Source organism: uncultured Algoriphagus sp., assembly GCF_963974835.1.
Taxonomy (GTDB): domain Bacteria; phylum Bacteroidota; class Bacteroidia; order Cytophagales; family Cyclobacteriaceae; genus Algoriphagus.
Map to the genome: position 1 here is coordinate 37,323 of NZ_CAXBET010000005.1, position 17,022 is coordinate 54,344.

Annotated in this window: 12 protein-coding genes; 4 read left to right on the plus strand and 8 right to left on the minus strand. The window is 40.7% G+C overall.

Going from position 1 to position 17,022, the window contains the following annotated elements; genetic code table 11:
• Positions 1-7: 7 nt before the first annotated feature.
• Positions 8-1,846 carry a RagB/SusD family nutrient uptake outer membrane protein gene (locus AACZ73_RS11560; RefSeq protein WP_339877977.1) on the plus strand — a complete coding sequence of 613 codons (1,839 nt, stop codon included), beginning with the start codon at positions 8-10 and terminating at the stop codon, positions 1,844-1,846.
• 95 nt (positions 1,847-1,941) lie between these two features.
• On the opposite strand, the gene AACZ73_RS11565 is transcribed toward AACZ73_RS11560, so the two are convergent.
• On the minus strand, positions 1,942-2,976 hold the full coding sequence (locus AACZ73_RS11565; RefSeq protein WP_339877978.1) for a LacI family DNA-binding transcriptional regulator: 1,035 nt from the start codon (positions 2,974-2,976) through the stop codon (positions 1,942-1,944).
• A 172-nt stretch (positions 2,977-3,148) separates the two neighbouring features.
• Here AACZ73_RS11565 and uxaC point away from each other — a divergent pair, with 172 nt between their 5' ends.
• From uxaC to uxuA, 3 genes are read left to right on the plus strand one after another with little or no spacing between them, the layout of a single operon-like run.
• Complete coding sequence (uxaC, locus tag AACZ73_RS11570) at positions 3,149-4,588, plus strand: glucuronate isomerase (RefSeq protein ID WP_339877980.1); 1,440 nt, start codon at positions 3,149-3,151, stop codon at positions 4,586-4,588.
• Between the two features lie 2 nt (positions 4,589-4,590).
• Entirely contained in the window at positions 4,591-5,409 is an 819-nt protein-coding gene (locus tag AACZ73_RS11575; RefSeq protein WP_339877981.1) for an SDR family oxidoreductase, read from the plus strand.
• 55 nt (positions 5,410-5,464) lie between these two features.
• Positions 5,465-6,640 carry a mannonate dehydratase gene (uxuA, locus tag AACZ73_RS11580; protein WP_339877983.1) on the plus strand — a complete coding sequence of 392 codons (1,176 nt, stop codon included), beginning with the start codon at positions 5,465-5,467 and terminating at the stop codon, positions 6,638-6,640.
• Positions 6,641-6,756: 116 nt separating this feature from the next.
• Here uxuA and AACZ73_RS11585 read toward each other — a convergent pair whose 3' ends face one another.
• The 7 genes from AACZ73_RS11585 to AACZ73_RS11615 form a co-directional block, all read right to left on the minus strand.
• Positions 6,757-8,325 (minus strand): sulfatase, encoded by a 1,569-nt coding sequence (locus AACZ73_RS11585; RefSeq protein WP_339877984.1) that lies wholly within the window; start codon positions 8,323-8,325, stop codon positions 6,757-6,759.
• A 230-nt stretch (positions 8,326-8,555) separates the two neighbouring features.
• Positions 8,556-10,730: a xanthine dehydrogenase family protein molybdopterin-binding subunit gene (locus AACZ73_RS11590; RefSeq protein WP_339877986.1), complete on the minus strand. Its 2,175-nt coding sequence runs from the start codon at positions 10,728-10,730 to the stop codon at positions 8,556-8,558.
• A 21-nt stretch (positions 10,731-10,751) separates the two neighbouring features.
• Positions 10,752-11,747 (minus strand): xanthine dehydrogenase family protein subunit M, encoded by a 996-nt coding sequence (locus AACZ73_RS11595; protein ID WP_339877987.1) that lies wholly within the window; start codon positions 11,745-11,747, stop codon positions 10,752-10,754.
• Between the two features lie 12 nt (positions 11,748-11,759).
• Entirely contained in the window at positions 11,760-12,545 is a 786-nt protein-coding gene (locus AACZ73_RS11600; protein ID WP_339877989.1) for a 2Fe-2S iron-sulfur cluster-binding protein, read from the minus strand.
• Between the two features lie 458 nt (positions 12,546-13,003).
• Complete coding sequence (locus AACZ73_RS11605) at positions 13,004-14,110, minus strand: alpha/beta hydrolase (RefSeq protein ID WP_339877991.1); 1,107 nt, start codon at positions 14,108-14,110, stop codon at positions 13,004-13,006.
• 174 nt (positions 14,111-14,284) lie between these two features.
• Positions 14,285-15,127, minus strand: coding sequence for an endonuclease/exonuclease/phosphatase family protein (locus AACZ73_RS11610; protein ID WP_339877993.1), 843 nt, complete (start codon positions 15,125-15,127; stop codon positions 14,285-14,287).
• 128 nt (positions 15,128-15,255) lie between these two features.
• Positions 15,256-17,019 carry a RagB/SusD family nutrient uptake outer membrane protein gene (locus tag AACZ73_RS11615; RefSeq protein WP_339877995.1) on the minus strand — a complete coding sequence of 588 codons (1,764 nt, stop codon included), beginning with the start codon at positions 17,017-17,019 and terminating at the stop codon, positions 15,256-15,258.
• Positions 17,020-17,022 lie beyond the last annotated feature (3 nt).

Genomic DNA, 17,022 nt, shown 5'->3' on the forward strand with positions numbered 1-17,022 from the left:
CACTAAAATGAATATTAGAAGTAAAACTAACGCGATAAAAATCCTATTAACGGGATTAATACTAGCAGTCACCACTGCATGTAATGAAGATTGGTTAGAACCTCAGCCATTATCTTTCTTCTCACCTGACAATACCTACAATGAAGCAAGTGGATTATGGGCTGCTCTAGTAGCATGTGAGCGAAATATGCGTCACGAATACACCGGCGATGGTTCTCCAATACTAACCGAACATATCTTCTCTGAAGTAGCCGTAGAAGGTACAACAGATAAATCCGGCCCTGCACAGGATTTGAATTTGCTAATTACACCAGATGCCAATTTGAATAGTACGGATTATAATAGAATCGGATGGTACTGGTATGAAGGATTCAAAGGAATCAAGTATGCAAATACGGTGGTATCCCGGATAGATCAGCCACAGGATTATGAATCTGAGGCAGAAAGAAACCATATACTCGCCACTGCATATTTCCACAGATCTCTACGATACTACAGATTAACCCAGCAATTTGGGGATGTTCCATTAATTCTGGAAGAAATAACTACACCCAAACTTGACTTCTATTCTACTGATCGTAAGGTTATACTTAGAAAAATGAAGGAGGATTTAGATTGGGGTGAGGAATGGATGCCTGAAACAATAGATAGAGGTAGGGTGCCAAAAGGAGCTCTTCAGCATCTTTTGATCAAAATCAATCTTGCTCTTGGTGAATTTCAAGACGCATTGGACGTAGCCAACCGACTAATTGACAACGGCCCATATTCTCTCATGACTGGAAGATTTGGAGTGGATGCGGGTGATCCTACGAAAAACGTGGTTTGGGATCTTCATAGACCTGAAAACAAATCTCCTGTTTCGAATACTGAGACAATTTTGCTCGTAATGGATAGGGTTAATGTCGATGGGAGTTCCGGTGGAATTATTACAATGAGAAATGCCATACCTTTTTGGGGAAACAATATTAATACTCCGGCAGGTAATAAAGGAACTTCAGATGTAGCTAATTTGGCAATAGATCAAGTTACCGAATTCGGTAGAGGCATTGGAAGACTGAGAGCTACATGGTACCATCAAAGTATGATTTGGGATGATGAAAATGACCTAAGACATGCCCCAGGTAATTGGATGAATATGACAGACATGGTTTATAATAATCCTGGAATCAAAGATTCTGACCCTTACTATGGACAGAACATGCAGTTCAGAAACGATGACGGAGTTGTAATTGTGGTTGATACAATTAGAAGCTGGTTCTCATGGCCTCATTATAAGCTATATGTACCGGATCCCCTTCGTGTACAGCCTCAGGGAGGGCAAACTGACTGGTACATTTTCAGATTGGCAGAATCTTACTTACTAAGAGCTGAAACTAAAGTTTGGATGGGTGATCTAGCGGGTGCAGCTGCAGATATTAATGCCGTTAGAACAAGGGCAGGCGCTGCGCCTTACACTGTGGAAGATATAAATATAGGAACTGTACTGGACGAAAGAGCAAGAGAATTATATTATGAGGAGCCAAGAAAAACTGAATTGACAAGAATAGCTAGAATCTTTGCCATGACTGGTATTACTGCTTACAATGGTAAAAGTTATAATGAAGCAGACTTTTCTAAAAACAACTTTTATTACGATAGAATCATGGAAAAGACTGATTTCTATAATAAAGGAGTATTTACCAGACACGGAGATACATACACGATGAGTCCATATCACGTGTTATGGCCGATTCCCCAGAATGCTATTAATTCAAACACCAAAGGTCACATCAACCAAAATGAAGGTTATTATGGTTTTGAAACCAATATTCCTCCTCTTACTACAATAGACGAATCAGAAGACTAGTATATAAAAGCAAACAGAGATCGATAAAATATCGATCTCTGTTTTTTATTAAAGAATGAATAATAAGTAGGTCTAAAAGACACCTTGTCATTTCATTATTTTTGGTTGAGATTATTAATCGTCGACGAACGAATCGTAATTTTTGATGGTATGGTGATCACCTGGTCCACTAGATCGTAATGCTTTGGTTTAGTCAGTTTTTTGATAAGGAGTCTGGCGCATTCTTTTCCTATACTTATCGCTGGCTGCGTGATAGTAGTCAGTGAAGGATAGAGAAGCCCGGCAATGGAAGAATTGCCAAAACTGATTATTTTCAGATCTGACGGAATGCTAAGTTTTGTTTTCCCCACCGCATGATAAGTAGCAAACGCAAGTTTCTCTGCAGATGCCAAAATTCCGTCGGGTCTGTTAGGTAGCATAAGCATATCCTGAATCAATTTAACATTCGTCTCCTCTGAGTGAGTGCAATAGAAATCATAGGCAGGATTCATCTCCAAACCTTCGCTTTTCAGCGCTTCCAGATATCCCCTCTGCCTTTCTTTGGTAATGGATAAATCAATGCTAAGCATTAAAAAAGCGATCTGTTTGCACCCCTGCTGAATTAAGTGCTTGGTACCTTCATAGGCGATTTCATAATCGTTTGTAATAAATTTCGTGGTAGGAATCTCGTTGCATATTCTATCAAAAAATATAATGGGAAGTCCCCGATCATATAGTTTTCTTAGATGAGAAACGTCACTTGTCTGACTGGAAACTGACATCACTATAGCATCAGCCCTTCCGTTGAGCAGCAGATTCACGATTTTTTTTTCCTTCTCTACATCTTCGTGCGTGTTGTAAACAAGTAAATGGTACCCATGTTCCTGAGCAATTTCTTCAATACCATCCATTACTTGCGCAAAAAAATTATTAATGCGCTCTGGAATGATTACTGCGATTGTTTTACTCTTATTTTCTCTTAAACTCCTTGCAAACGGATTTGCATGATAGTTTAACTTTTCGGCCATACTAATCACCTTCTTCTTGGTGGCTTCACTTATTTCGTAGCTATCGTTTAGTGCTCTCGAAACTGTGGAAGGTGCAAGCTTTAGTTCAGCGGCCAATTCTTTTAAGTTAATTCCTCCGGCCATGTTTATTGGGTTTTTGTAATTTGTGTTAAAGTACAAATCATTGCCTAAATTAGGCCTACTCCGCTTATAAAAAATCGAAATCGTTTCCGCATTTTCTAATAAAAAAACAGTTGTTTCGGGGTATTTTTAAAATCAAAATTAAAGGACCTATAAATATTATCCAGTCTAACCTATGCCCTATTCAAGCACAAAAGTATCTTTCATATCCGAAAATTTCCTACTGCAAAATGAATATGCCTCGATACTTTATCATCAATATGCCAAAGACCTTCCGATAATCGATTACCATAATCACCTTCCCCCTGCCGAAATCAATGCAGACAAAAAGTTTGAGAATATTTCTAAAATCTGGCTTGCAGGTGATCATTACAAATGGAGGGCAATGCGGGCATTTGGCATTACGGAAAGCTTTATCACCGGTGATGCATCTGATGAGGACAAATTCAAAAGTTGGGCAAAGACACTTCCATACACTTTACGAAACCCTCTATATCACTGGTCACATCTTGAATTGAAAAGATATTTTGGTTTTGAGGATTTGCTTTCTGAGGCAAATGCAAAGGAAGTTTACAAACATTGTAATGGAATTTTGGAACAAGACTCCTACTCTACTCAGGGGCTTTTAGCAAAAATGAAAGTAGAAGTGGTATGCTCCACCGACGACCCGATTGACTCTTTGGACCAGCATATTTCATTTCATAAAAAAGGGAAAGACCTTGGAATGTATCCTGCATTCCGGCCAGACAAATCCTATGCTGTGGAAAACCCATCTGCGTATCAATCCTACCTCTCGAGTCTGGGTGAAGCTGCAGGATTTGAAATCACATCATTTGAGAAATTGCTGGAAGCAATGAGTAAAAGGATAGACTATTTCCATGAGAGAGGCTGCAGGCTTTCAGATCATGGACTGGAGCAATTATATTTTTTTAAGGAAAATAGCTTTTCCATAGAGTCCATTTTCTCCCAAGTACTCTCGGGAAAACCACTCACCTCGGAGGAGGTCAATTTCTTCAAATACACCACGCTATTGGCTCTATGTAAAATGTACCATGCCAAAGGCTGGGTGCAGCAATTCCACTTGGGAGCTCTACGAAACACAAACGAGCGCTCCTTGCGGATTCTTGGACCGGATACTGGTTACGATTCAATTGGGGATTTTGATCAGGCCAAGGCTATGTCCGGCTTTTTCAACGAACTAAACTTGGAAGACCAGCTCACCAAAACTGTAATTTACAATCTAAATCCCCGTGACAACGAAATCTTTGCTACCATGATCGGTAATTATAACGATGGGTCCGTGAAAGGCAAAATCCAATTTGGATCTGGCTGGTGGTATTTGGATCAGAAAGATGGGATGGAAAAGCAGATCAACACCCTCTCAAATATGGGCTTAATTAGTTGCTTCATAGGGATGCTTACAGATTCGCGCAGTTTCCTGTCTTTTCCTCGTCATGAGTATTTTCGAAGAATACTTTGCAATCTTTTCGGACAGGATGTAGCAAATGGTGAGCTTCCTTGGGATGAGAAATGGCTGGGCGGAATCATCTCAGATATTTGCTACCACAACGCCAAAAACTATTTCGATTTTAGTCCAAAAAACATTCAAGTATAATTATGAGCACTTCACTATTTTCCTTGAAGGGAAAAAAAATAGCATTTTCCGGAGCCACAGGAGTCTTAGGCAAATCCATGAGTTTGTATCTGGCTGCAGAAGGAGCAGAAATTCTGATTTTAGGACGCACACCTGCGAAAGTTGATGAGTTGGTAAAAGATATCCAGGCAGCAGGAGGCAAAGCGTATGGTTATATCTGCGATGTAATTGACGAAAAAAGTGTTCAGAGTGCTTTCTCACAAATAGAAAATGAGCATGGTTATCTGGATATTCTCATCAATGCCGCAGGGGGAAATATGCCGGGGGCTGTGATTACCCCTGAGAAAACTCTGCAGGATTTGGAACTGGATGGCTTAAGAAAGGTGATGGATCTGAATTATTTGGGTACAGCCATTCCATCAAAGATTTTTTTTCCTTTGATGTTGAAAAACGGAAAAGGCAACATCATCAACATCAGCTCCATGGCTGCTTCGAGACCGATGACACGGGTGATGGGTTACGCTTCTGCCAAAGCTGCAATTGACAACCTCACCAAGTTCCTATCTGTAGAACTTTGTGCTAAGCATGGTCCGGAATATAGGGTAAACGCTATAGCACCTGGATTCTTCCTCACCGAGCAAAATAGAACTCTTCTTACCGAAAAGGACGGAAGTCTTACGGGCAGGGGAAACCAAATTATCAGCCATACACCCATGAGTAGATTTGGCAAGCCGGAAGATCTTAATGGTGCGCTTCATTGGCTTTGTGCTGATGCATCAGAGTTTGTGACGGGAACTATAGTAGCTGTAGACGGTGGATTCGGAGCCTACTCAGGTGTTTAAAATACTTATTTGAAATTTCTAATTTCAGATTATTCAATCACAAACTCAAAATACTATGACCTACAAAATGGAGCAAACCATGCGATGGTATGGCCCAAATGACCCTGTTAGTTTAAGAGATATTCTTCAATCCGGAGCAACGGGAATTGTGACGGCACTTCATCATATTCCAAATGGCGAAACGTGGTCCAGAGAAGAAATAAAAAAACGTAAAAACATAATCGAAGCTGCTGGCCTGACCTGGTCCGTTGTGGAATCTGTTCCCGTGCATGAAGTGATCAAAACCCGTTCAGGAAACTACCTTGAGGTAATTGAAAATTATAAAGAAACCATTCGAAATCTTGCTGCTGAAGGCATTTTCACGGTTTGTTACAATTTCATGCCAATTCTTGATTGGACTCGAACAAACTTAGAATTTGAACTTCCAAACGGTGCCAAGGCCTTGCTGTATGAAAAAAAGGCTGTACAGGCATTTGACCTTTTTATTCTGGAAAGAGAAGGTGCAAAAGATGAATACACTAATGAAGAATATGCTGAAGTAAAAGCTTACTACGAAGCTCTTACACCTGCCAAGCACCAAATGATATTTGACAATATTCTGAAAGGCCTTCCAGGTTCCGAGATAGGATATACCCTCGAAGAATTCAAAACCATGCTTGCTACATATGATGGCATAGATGCTGAAAAGCTGGCGGATCATTTACGTTTATTTTTGGATGCCATAGTTCCCGTCGCAGAAGAAAACGGCGTATGCGTAGCGATTCACCCGGATGACCCCCCTTTTCCATTATTCGGTTTACCTAGAATTATGAGTACGGCGGAAGATGCCAGAAGAATTTTGAGAGATCAGCCAAGCCCCTATAATGGTTTGACATTCTGCACAGGCTCGTTCGGAGTGAGGGCAGATAATGACTTGCCTGCGATGGTGAGAGAATTTGGAGACAATATTCATTTCATTCATTTGCGAAGTACCAAAAGAGATGAAATGGGAAATTTCTTCGAAGACAATCACTTGGAAGGAAACGTCCCTATGGTAGCAGTGATTGATGAAATCATCCAGGTCCAGCAAAAGCGTGGCAAAAGTCTTCCAATGCGACCTGACCATGGCCATTTGATGCTGGACGACCTAAACAAAAAAACTAATCCTGGCTACTCTGCTATTGGTAGATTGAAAGGTCTTGCGGAAATCAGAGGAGTAGAAGCAGCATTGCTTTACAGCCAAAAAAAATGATTTTACGCCAAAAGAGATTTGCAGGCTGAATTATGGGAAATTCAATAACAATTGAAGTTGGGGACTGTCTCTTCTCCAACTTCTTTTTGCTACTCAAGAAACGACTCTTTCAACACCTAATCCTTCGTCACCATAGATCCCCACCAGTCATCATTAGGACTCCAACCGGGGCTAAGCATCTTCAGTCGCTCCGCTTCCAAATCTGGCTTACGTACGTTTTTGTTTCTATCCAAAACTTCCTGATGTAATTTCTCATCGTACTGCGGATCCTCAGATGGTATGTTTGCTTCAGCTTTATCCAAATATTCAAGAAGTTCAGCAGTAAGCTTTTCAGCTATTTTAGGGTTTTCTTTAGCGATGTCACTGTGCTCACTTGGATCCTTTGCAAGGTCATATAACTCAACACTTTTATCCTCCCAATAATAAATCAGTTTCCAATTTGCCGCCCTAACAATAGAACTTGGATCACCACCCTGATTACCATAATGGGGATAGTGCCAAAACATAGAGCGGGAAAGCATGCTCTCGCCTTGCATAGCAGGAACTAAGCTTATTCCCTCAATTCTGATCCCAGAAGGCATTTCCACACCCGCCAACTCCAAAAGGGTAGGATAAAAATCTATGCCACTTGCAGGTGTACTCACCTCGATCATTTCGGTTTGCGATGGGACTTTTATAAAATACGGGACTCTCAACCCACCTTCCCATTGATATCCTTTTCCACCTCTAAGTGGCAAATTTGAAGTAGAAAATGCATCTCCTGAAGCTACTCCTCCGTGATCTGACGTAAATATGATAATGGTATTCTTATCCAATCCACTTTGTGCCAAAGCCTGAATAACCACTCCTACTGCATCATCCATCGCCTCCACAAGTCCCGCATAAACTGGATTATCCTGTTGCTGGCGTATCGGCAATCTCCTTTCCATTTCAAAACCATGATCAGCTATGCCCAGTGACGCAGCTTTTGCACGGTATTTTGCCCATTTCTGCTGAGTGGTCTGTATAGGGCCATGCACAGCATAAAAAGATAGCATGGCAAAGAATGGTTTATCGTGAACCCCCTCAATAAACTTGGCGGTTTCATTAGCAAGTCTCCTACTCAAATTTTCACCGTCAGGTCCCTGCTCCATTTTTGGATTTTCATATGGAGCAAAATACCCACCCATTGGACTACCCGCAGAATATCCTCCGATGTTGGTATCAAATCCATGATCTTCAGGATATGAACCTTCTCCTCCCAAATGCCATTTACCCGCAAAAAAAGTCTCATAACCTGAATCTCTTAAAGCCTCAGGAAGTGTGATAAAAGTTGCCGGTAAATCATGTAGATAGTTAGGTGGCAAAAGTTTAGTATGCCTTCCATATTCTCTCCAGGCTTCACCTTCGGGAGCTCCTATCCAATCCGTTATACCGTGAGTAGCTGGTGTATTTCCAGTCATGATGCTTGCCCGGGCAGGGCTGCAGACAGGTGAAGCAGAATATCCCTGAGAAAATTGATAAGCTTGACTTGCCAGCTGATCGATATTAGGAGTTTCATAATAATTGCTACCGGTAACACTCAAATCATGGTAGCCCAAATCGTCTACTAGGATAAATACGATATTTGGCCTTTCGGAAGTTTGGCAAAAAGTCTGATATGAGCCAAGTATAAAAACAGCTAATGGGAATAGTTTTTTCAGCATATTTAAAGGCAACTACTTAATAATCGAAAAACAGTACAAACATTTTTCTACCAATAAAAATACAAAAGCAATCTAGGATATATTAAAATTTATAATTGAGGCCGCTTCGGTCTTCGGTCATCGGTCTTCCAAGCAGATAAGCAGAGATTCTAACGCGATTGGCATCATTGCGAATACAAATATTTCGTTGTCAGATAAATTACTTTTTACCATAATATCTACCTAAGTAATCAGACAATCCCTTCTACTACAGGTGTAGAAATTATTTTATCCGGGGTGATGGGCAAATCCCTGAATCGTTGGCCGGTAGCATTGAATATCGCATTGGTAATGGACGCCGCCACACTGGTAATACCTAATTCTCCAATACCTTTCACTCCCATTTCATTGGCGATGGGATCTTCTTCAGGAAGAAATACCACCTCTATATTTGCCATATCTAAGTTCACCGGAACATGATAATCAGCAAATGAACGGGTAATAAAATTTCCAAAGTTAGGCTCAACTTTCGTTTGCTCAGCAATCACCATTCCTGCTCCCATAGTAAGTCCACCAATGATCTGTCCGAATGCTGTTTTTGGATTTAATATTCTTCCTGCAGCACCAACATTCACCATCCGCTTTATTTTAAACATTCCTGTATCCGGATCTACCCATACTTCAGAAAAATTGGCCCCAAAAGAATATACAGAATGCTTCTTAAATTCTTCAGAGGGCTCTGCTGTACCCTCGGACTCGAATTTGGTCAAATTAGCTGCCTGTAGCAGTTTTTCCAAACTCTCATTCTGATCTTCCGGATTGATTTGAGCTTTCAATTTCTTGATAGCATTGAGACAAGCCATTCTTGCTCCGTTGGTGTAAGATGCTGCACCCCATGATCCTCCTGACCCCGGAGTTACCGGAAATCTCGAATCTCCCAATTCTACATTGATTCTATCCAAAGGAAGATCAAGAAATTCTGAAGCTGTCTGGGCAATCACCGTATAACTTCCTGTTCCTATATCAGTAGCATCCATTTGTATGGTAGCAGAGACCAAACCTTCCTTTAACTCAAGAATTACTTTGGAAGAGGTCTTCTGATAGGGAGCATTCCTTGATGCGGCGCTTACTCCATATCCTTTCAGCCAGTTGCCCTCCCTATTGCTTCTTGGTTCCATCTTTCGGTTTTGCCAGCCAAATTTCTCTGCCCCTATACGCAGGCATTCGATCATTAGTCTGGAAGAGAATGGTTTATCATTGCTTAAGTCAACCTGTGTATCGTTTTTGATCCTAAAATCAATGGGATCCATTTTTAGCTTCCAAGCCATTTCATCCATAGCGGATTCCAATGCAAAACTTCCAGTGGCTTCTCCCGGAGCTCTCATAGCAAATGGAGCCTGTAGGTTCAAAGGCATCAGTCTGTGGGTAACCAGATTATTTGGCACTTTGTAAAACATCTTTGAAACGGTGCCACATGGTTCCTGATACTCTTCATTGATAGCAGTGTGGGATAGAATTTCATGCGAAAGAGCAGTTAATTCTCCATCTCTTTTCGCCCCAAGTCGAATTTTTTGCTCATTTCGCTGACGAAATCCTGTGTTAGTAAACATCTGATTTCTGGTCACAGTCAATTGTACAGGTTTACCTATTTTGCGTGAAGCCATCAATGCCAGAATTACGTGTCGCTGGGTATTTAACTTTGACCCAAATCCTCCACCCACAAATGGTGCTACAACACGAATATCTTCTTCTGGAATTTCAAATGTTTTAGCAATGGATATTACACAGTTATCTATCATCTGCTGGCTTGCATAAGCCAAGATTTTTCCATCGATATAAGATCCTATTACAGCATGCAGTTCCATTGGATGCTGATGCTCTATGGGAGTATTATAAGTTTCCTCCAGAGTCTCATCAGCGTCTGCCATCCCTTTTTCTATGTTTCCACGGGAATAGTCGGATTCCTCGGTTGGCTTATAGGCCGCACTCCTAGATTTTTCGAAGATAAAATCAGCTTCTTCTTCTTCTTCTTCGTATTCGAATTTGACCAAGCGTGCAGCGTGCTGTGCCTGCTCAAACGTCTCAGCAACTACTAGCCCCACATATTCGCCATAATATTTAACTTCTGGGCTTTGAAGAACAGGAGCTATGGAAGTAGTACTGATCGGATTCATTTTTTCTTCATAGGTTTTCACCTTGGGAGCATTCTGGAAAGTAAGGACATCAATAACTCCTTCTTCAGCCAGAGCCTGAGAAGTATCTACGGAAACAATTTTTCCCTTTGCTATAGTGCTTGTGATAGCCTGAGCATATACTTTATTTTCAACTTTAAATTCAGTGGTATATTTGGCTTTACCAGTTACTTTTAATTTTCCTTCCACCCGGTTGATAGCCTCTCCGGTTCCTGATATTTTCACCTTTTCCATCGTCTGTAATTTCAGATTTTATTAATTTGATTTTCTATCAGTAGCCTCACTCAATGCTCTTACGATTGCTTTCTTACCCATTTCCACTTTATATTGATTGCGTGAAAGGGGCTTTGCGTCACGCATTGCCAATTCTGCAGCTTCCTTGAAATTTTCCTGACTGGGAGCTTTACCCTTCAAAAAATCCTCCGAAGCTTTCAGTTTCCACGGCTTATGCGCTACCCCGCCCATTGCCAATGCTACATTTAAAATTTCCCCGTTTTTAATTTCCAGTCCGGCAGCTACGGATATCATTGCAAAAGCATAGCTGCTTCTCTCCCTAATTTTTAGATAATGAAAATGATTGGCGAATTGCGGCTTAGGTAATTCTATTGAAAGTATTAATTCATTTGATTTCAAGTTATTATCGCTTTCAGGCTGGTCACCGGGAAGTCTGTGAAATTCGCTGAAATCAATCATTCTGGTCGATCCGTCAACCGACTGGACCTGAATCTTTGCTCCAAGAGCTGCCAAAGCAATACACATATCTGAAGGATGAGTAGCTACGCAACTTTCACTCCATCCGAAAATCGCATGATTGTGGTTATCGCCTTCCAAAGCTCCACAACCAGAGCCAGGTTCACGCTTATTACAGGGCATAGAAGTTTCGAAAAAATAAGGACAACGTGTGCGTTGAAGTAGATTCCCCCCGTTGGTGGCCATATTCCTAATCTGAGCTGTAGCCGCGGAAAGCATGGCCATTGATAGCAAGGGATAGTTTTGGCGAATAGCAGTATGATTTGCAGTGTCAGCATTACTACACATTGCACCCAAGGAATATCCCCCATCTGCATTTTTTCTTATTTCATTCCAGGAAAGATCTGCTACTTCGATCAATTGTGAAGGACGCTCCACATCTTCCTTCATCAGGTCAATCAGGTTAGTACCTCCTCCTAGATATTTGGCATCCTTCGCTTCAATGGCTGTGGACAAAGCCTGATCTGCTGTTTGGGCTGTAGAAAATATAAATGGTCTCATCTGGTTCTTAGTTTAGGATTTTGCGTTTTGCATTTGTTCCATGGTAGCAAACTCCCATTTATGTGGTACTTCTTTACCTGTATGCACTTCCTGAATAGCTTCGACTATATTGTTATAGGCACCACAACGACAGATATTTCCTGACATCCTCTCCCGGATTTCCTCTTCGGAAAGTTTCATACCTTTTTCTACCGAAGTAAGTTTTTCTGTTACGAAGCTTGCATCTCCGTTTTCAGCTTCTTTTAATAAAGCAACTGAAGAGCATATTTGCCCCGAAGTGCAATAGCCACACTGGAAACCATCTCTTTTTAAAAATGCATCCTGCATAGGGTGCAAACCTTCCTCTGTAGACAAACCTTCAACAGTCTTAATTTCTTTTTCTTTACAGGTGGCTGCCAATGTAAGACAGGAAAGTTTACGTTTCCCATCAATCAAAACTGTGCATGCACCGCATTGCCCATGGTCACATCCTTTCTTGGAACCGGTCAGCTCTAAGCGCTCTCTCAAAGCATCCAACAAAGTCATTCTGGAATCCAATGAAAGTGGATTTACAGAACCATTGATATGAAGATTGACCTTCACTTCATTTAGTATTGATTTTGAATCCATTTTCTTGGTAGGTAACTGTGCAAAAACTTCAGAAGTAAAAAATGGGACCCCTACAACGCTTACACTTGCGGCGGATAGCTTTTTTAAAAATTTACGTCGGGAATCCCCGAATAAACCTAGGTCACTTAGTATCTTTTCCTCGTCGGGGCTAAGCTTCCGCTCGCTTAAATTTTGATCAATCTGCTTCATCTTGTGAGAAGTTAAACATAAGGGAGAAACTAGTCCATCTTATGAAAACTACTCCCAAATTGAATTTCTAAAGTAGAATACATCAAACACCAAGCCTTGGAAACCTGTAAGGAATATTAGGCAGAGGGTATTAGGAATTGAAAACGAAATTCTGTCATTCCCTGCTCAACAGATTTTTAAATAATAATTGAAAGATATTTTTCCCAGATTTTAAATATCCTAGCATCCGTCTAATAGAATGCGATTGAGAAGAGAATTAATAGAAATACACATTCCCAACCCTTCAGCCATTATGCTGCATTCTGCAAAGGAATTCTAGACTGCCAATAAAAAAACAGAATTTACATTCTCCAATAGTGGATCAAATCAAACTGATACCTATGGGGAAAAGATTATACGATCTCAAGAAAATGAACCCCATTGCCTTGCCATTGATTTTCAGAGCGTAGTGCAAATATTTATCGTGCTAAAAAATCCAAAAGTGGCTTAATAAACTCATCGAACCGTTGAATGTGGGGAAGGTGACCCACACCGGGAATCTCGGTTAATTCCGCATTAGGTATGGCGTCACGAGTCTTCTTACCCAGCTCATCGTAAAGCCCCATTGACTTTCTTATCTCCTCATCGACCAATGGCTTTCCAAGTGCAGTTCTATCATCTGTACCAATGATCAAAAGTGTGGGCATCTGGAGCTCACCAAATTCATATAAAACTGGCTGCGTAAAAATCATATCATAAGTCAATGCAGCGTTCCATGCGATACGATCATAATCAGAATTGAGTGTCCATCCTGCAAGAAGCCTTACCCATTCGTCATATTCCTCCTTCCAATCACCATGATAGTAGCTCTCCATTTGATAAGCTTTGATCTGTTCATAATCCTTTTCCAGTTCGTTCTCATACCACCATTCCACGGGCTGGTAAGGAACCTTTAACTTCCAGTCTTCCAATCCTATAGGATTCTCCAAAATCAATTTTTCTGTAACACTTGGATACATCAATGCAAAACGTGTGGCTAACATCCCTCCCATGGAATGTCCCAGAACAGATATTTGATCAATTTTGAGAGAATCAAGCAGCACTTTGGTATTCATTGCCAGTTGCTGGAACGTATAGTGAAAATGTTCAGGCTTGGTGGATTTACCAAAACCTATTTGGTCAGGCACTATCACCCTGTAGCCATTTTCAGTAAGGTGCTGAATCGTTTCCCTCCAGTAAGCACCGTTGAAATTTTTCCCGTGAAGCAACAGGACATTTTTACCATTGGGCATATCAGGCTTAACGTCCATATATCCCATATTCAATTCCTGATTTTGAACCTCTAATTTCAAAAACTCAACTTGGTAAGGATATCTATAATTTGAAAGTTCGATGTCTAGCCACTCCTGTTCTGCCTGCTGGGCTGAGGCTAGCTGAAAAACAGTTAAAAGAAATATGCTGGTAAGAACTACTTTCCAGCTTCTCGGGAATTTTGCTGCTTTATTATATTGCTTATTTATACTTGTATCCATGGATTTATCTTTTTCAATTATGTGAACCTCTCCTAAATACTTTTCAAGTTTCATTCCACTGCTTTAGACTTGATTGATTTGATAATAAAATCGATCACCTAAAAAAGTTTAAAACGTCCTGCATATAGTTGATTTGTTGTCGACTTCTTCACTGTAGAAAGCATTAAAAACAAAAAAAATCCATCAAGTCACTCCTTGATGGATTTCCATTTCCAAAACTTAAATCGGCTATTTAGCAAAATGAACAGTGGCTACCACAGGTAGATGATCTGAGGGATAGCGTTGGTCCCTTGCATCAGTTAAAACACCATATTTTGAAACAATGAAATCATCACTTACAAATACATAATCTATCCTATTCTTCATCGGAGCTGTAAACTGAAAGGCATTAGTAGTTCCAATTGGTCCATAAGGAGGCATTTTAGTAGCCGTGTAGGAATCGTTAAGCAGGGCAGACAGAGCTATGATTTGCTCTGTATCTGGGGTAGAATTAAAATCACCCGTACATATCACGGGTTTGTTTTTTGCGATTTCCTTGATTTTTTGAACCATAAGTTTCCCAGACTCTTTTCTGGCTACTACTCCTTGATGATCGAAATGTGCATTAAATAGGTAAAATTCCTTTTTGGATTTCTTGTCTCTAAACAAGGCCCAAGAAGCAATTCTATTACAGCAAGTCGCATCCCAGCCCAAACCCGGTTTTTCCGGAGTTTCACTTAACCAGAAATTCCCTGAATCAAGTAGATCAAACCTGTCTGTTTTATAAAATATCGCTGAATGTTCCCCTGCTGTCTTTCCATCATCCCGACCTGCACCTACAAAAGCAAAACCTGGCATTTCCAGAAGATCTTCGAGTTGGTGGATAAATCCCTCCTGTGTACCCATGATGTCAAATTCATGGAATTGTATCAAAGCTTTTACATTTTCTTTCCGGAGCGGCCATGCATTCATACTATCCCTCGGTGTATCCATTCGAAGGTTATAACTTGCCACCTTTATTTCAGCATCCTGTTGACAAAAAGCCGAAACAGAAAATAGTAATGCAAGAAGAGTTGCTAAATAAATTTTCATTTTATTATTAGTTAAAATACTCAGCAAGTCTTTATAGTAAAGGCTTACTGAATACTGTGAATTGATCTAAAATTTATCAAATATTCTACTATTAAGAAGATATTAATAGAGATAATTGGTTTAATCTGTTACCACCCCGGATTTTGTTTTAAGGCCGGATTTCGGATTAGGTCTGACTCCGGAATTGGATATAAATATTTTTTATCCATCCATTCTCTGACTCCAGGGTTGAAGATGACTTCACCATAAGTACCATTGGATAGCTGAAGTCTGCCTGCCGCAGATGATGGGCTTACGTCCACATAGGCAATTGCAGGAGTCGAGGAATCAGGTTTATTGCCTTGATAAAATAACACATCCATTACGCCGTCGCCATTAAGATCATATTCTCCCAAACCCGGCACATACATCCCATTCATAGGGGAATCTGCAAATAGCTCTCCCAAATGCCATCTTCGCAAATCATCAGGACGAAGCCCCTCAAACACCAACTCAACCGCTCTTTCTCTGATTACTTCCAAAAGGATTGGATCTGTAAACTTGCCTTTATAATAATCCACAAGGTATTGGTCTGCTTCAGTGGGAAGTGAATTCAAAGTGTTTCCAGTGATGCCGGCACGGCTGCGGAGGGCTCCAATGGTTTCTGCCCATTGAACGTTAGTCATAGCGCCCAACTCTGCAAGTGCTTCTGCCTTATTCAACAATACTTCCGCATATCTCATAATTATATGTGCGTTGTCATTCCTGCTTTCGTCATCGTAAGGAAAACGTTCATCATAGCACCACTTAATTGGCTGGTATCCTGTGAAAGTCTGATTGAAGTTTGGCGGAGCAACTACCGAAACTCCGTTTTCGGTACGATGATAATCTCCAAGACGAATGGTTTGCTTCAGCCTAAGATCCCTGTTTTTAACCTCGTCTACAAATGGCGTGGTTTTATAATCCGGATTTCCGGTAAATGGAGTACCATCTAGATTTAGATAAGTATTGACGAAGTTACGCGTCAGACTCGGTCTGTTACCGTAAGTAGGACTAATGAAACGTCGATTAGCTGAACTAAAAACCTGAAGACTTGCATCCAATGCCACTGACAAAATAGTCTCATCTGCAAACGGAGACTTTGTAATGAAAATCTCTCGGTAAGAACGATCATTCTGAGCTGCCCTGTGAAGGGAAAATCCGTCGATTTCTTCAGCGGTAGTTACGACTTCCTGATACCAGGTATCGGCTGTTCCTTGCATGCCATATTCGACATGGTATTTTCTGAAAGAAGCCTCAAACAAAGCAATCCTAGTTTTATAGGCCCGTGCTACATTTTTGGTGATTCTGGTGGAAGATGCATCTGATGTCAAGGTGATATTTTCGATAGCGAAGTCTAAGTCTTCCAAGACTTTGTCCATTACCATAAACCTGTCATCCCTGGGACCATATAGAGTAACACTGTCCGTAATCTCAATAGTCCGGTCTATCCACGGAACATCTCCGAACCGGGTAACTTTGTCAAAATAAAACAAGGCTCTAAAGAATCTAGCCATCCCTATGTAATGATTCTTTTCTGCTACCGTACTGGTTTCGGCATTTTCTATAAAATAATTGATGTTCCGTAAATTACTCCAAGACCATCCTGAACTGGTAACTGGACTTAATGCATTTACTGACAAATAAGTATCCACTCCATTTCTTGCCACCAGATCAGATACATCATCACCTTGAAAAACTCCTACATCTGTGCCTGGCAGAATATTATAAAATGAATTGCTATAAAGTTCCAGCCCATTGGCAGAACCGAATATTGCTTGGTTGGTCGCAGTATCCACTGGGTATTCATCCAGATTGCAGGATGTGACTGCAGCTATTAATAGAAATGATAATATATAATGAAGAATCTTCATGAT

Excerpts from the sequence above, each read along its gene's own strand:
- AACZ73_RS11560 (WP_339877977.1), top strand. The coding sequence starts at position 8 with ATGAATATTAGAAGTAAAACTAACGCGATAAAAATCCTATTAACGGGA.
- AACZ73_RS11565 (WP_339877978.1), bottom strand. The coding sequence starts at position 2,976 with ATGGCCGGAGGAATTAACTTAAAAGAATTGGCCGCTGAACTAAAGCTT.
- uxaC (WP_339877980.1), top strand. The coding sequence starts at position 3,149 with ATGCCCTATTCAAGCACAAAAGTATCTTTCATATCCGAAAATTTCCTA.
- AACZ73_RS11575 (WP_339877981.1), top strand. The coding sequence starts at position 4,591 with ATGAGCACTTCACTATTTTCCTTGAAGGGAAAAAAAATAGCATTTTCC.
- uxuA (WP_339877983.1), top strand. The coding sequence starts at position 5,465 with ATGACCTACAAAATGGAGCAAACCATGCGATGGTATGGCCCAAATGAC.
- AACZ73_RS11585 (WP_339877984.1), bottom strand. The coding sequence starts at position 8,325 with ATGCTGAAAAAACTATTCCCATTAGCTGTTTTTATACTTGGCTCATAT.
- AACZ73_RS11590 (WP_339877986.1), bottom strand. The coding sequence starts at position 10,730 with ATGGAAAAGGTGAAAATATCAGGAACCGGAGAGGCTATCAACCGGGTG.
- AACZ73_RS11595 (WP_339877987.1), bottom strand. The coding sequence starts at position 11,747 with ATGAGACCATTTATATTTTCTACAGCCCAAACAGCAGATCAGGCTTTG.
- AACZ73_RS11600 (WP_339877989.1), bottom strand. The coding sequence starts at position 12,545 with ATGAAGCAGATTGATCAAAATTTAAGCGAGCGGAAGCTTAGCCCCGAC.
- AACZ73_RS11605 (WP_339877991.1), bottom strand. The coding sequence starts at position 14,110 with ATGAAACTTGAAAAGTATTTAGGAGAGGTTCACATAATTGAAAAAGAT.
- AACZ73_RS11610 (WP_339877993.1), bottom strand. The coding sequence starts at position 15,127 with ATGAAAATTTATTTAGCAACTCTTCTTGCATTACTATTTTCTGTTTCG.
- AACZ73_RS11615 (WP_339877995.1), bottom strand. The coding sequence starts at position 17,019 with ATGAAGATTCTTCATTATATATTATCATTTCTATTAATAGCTGCAGTC.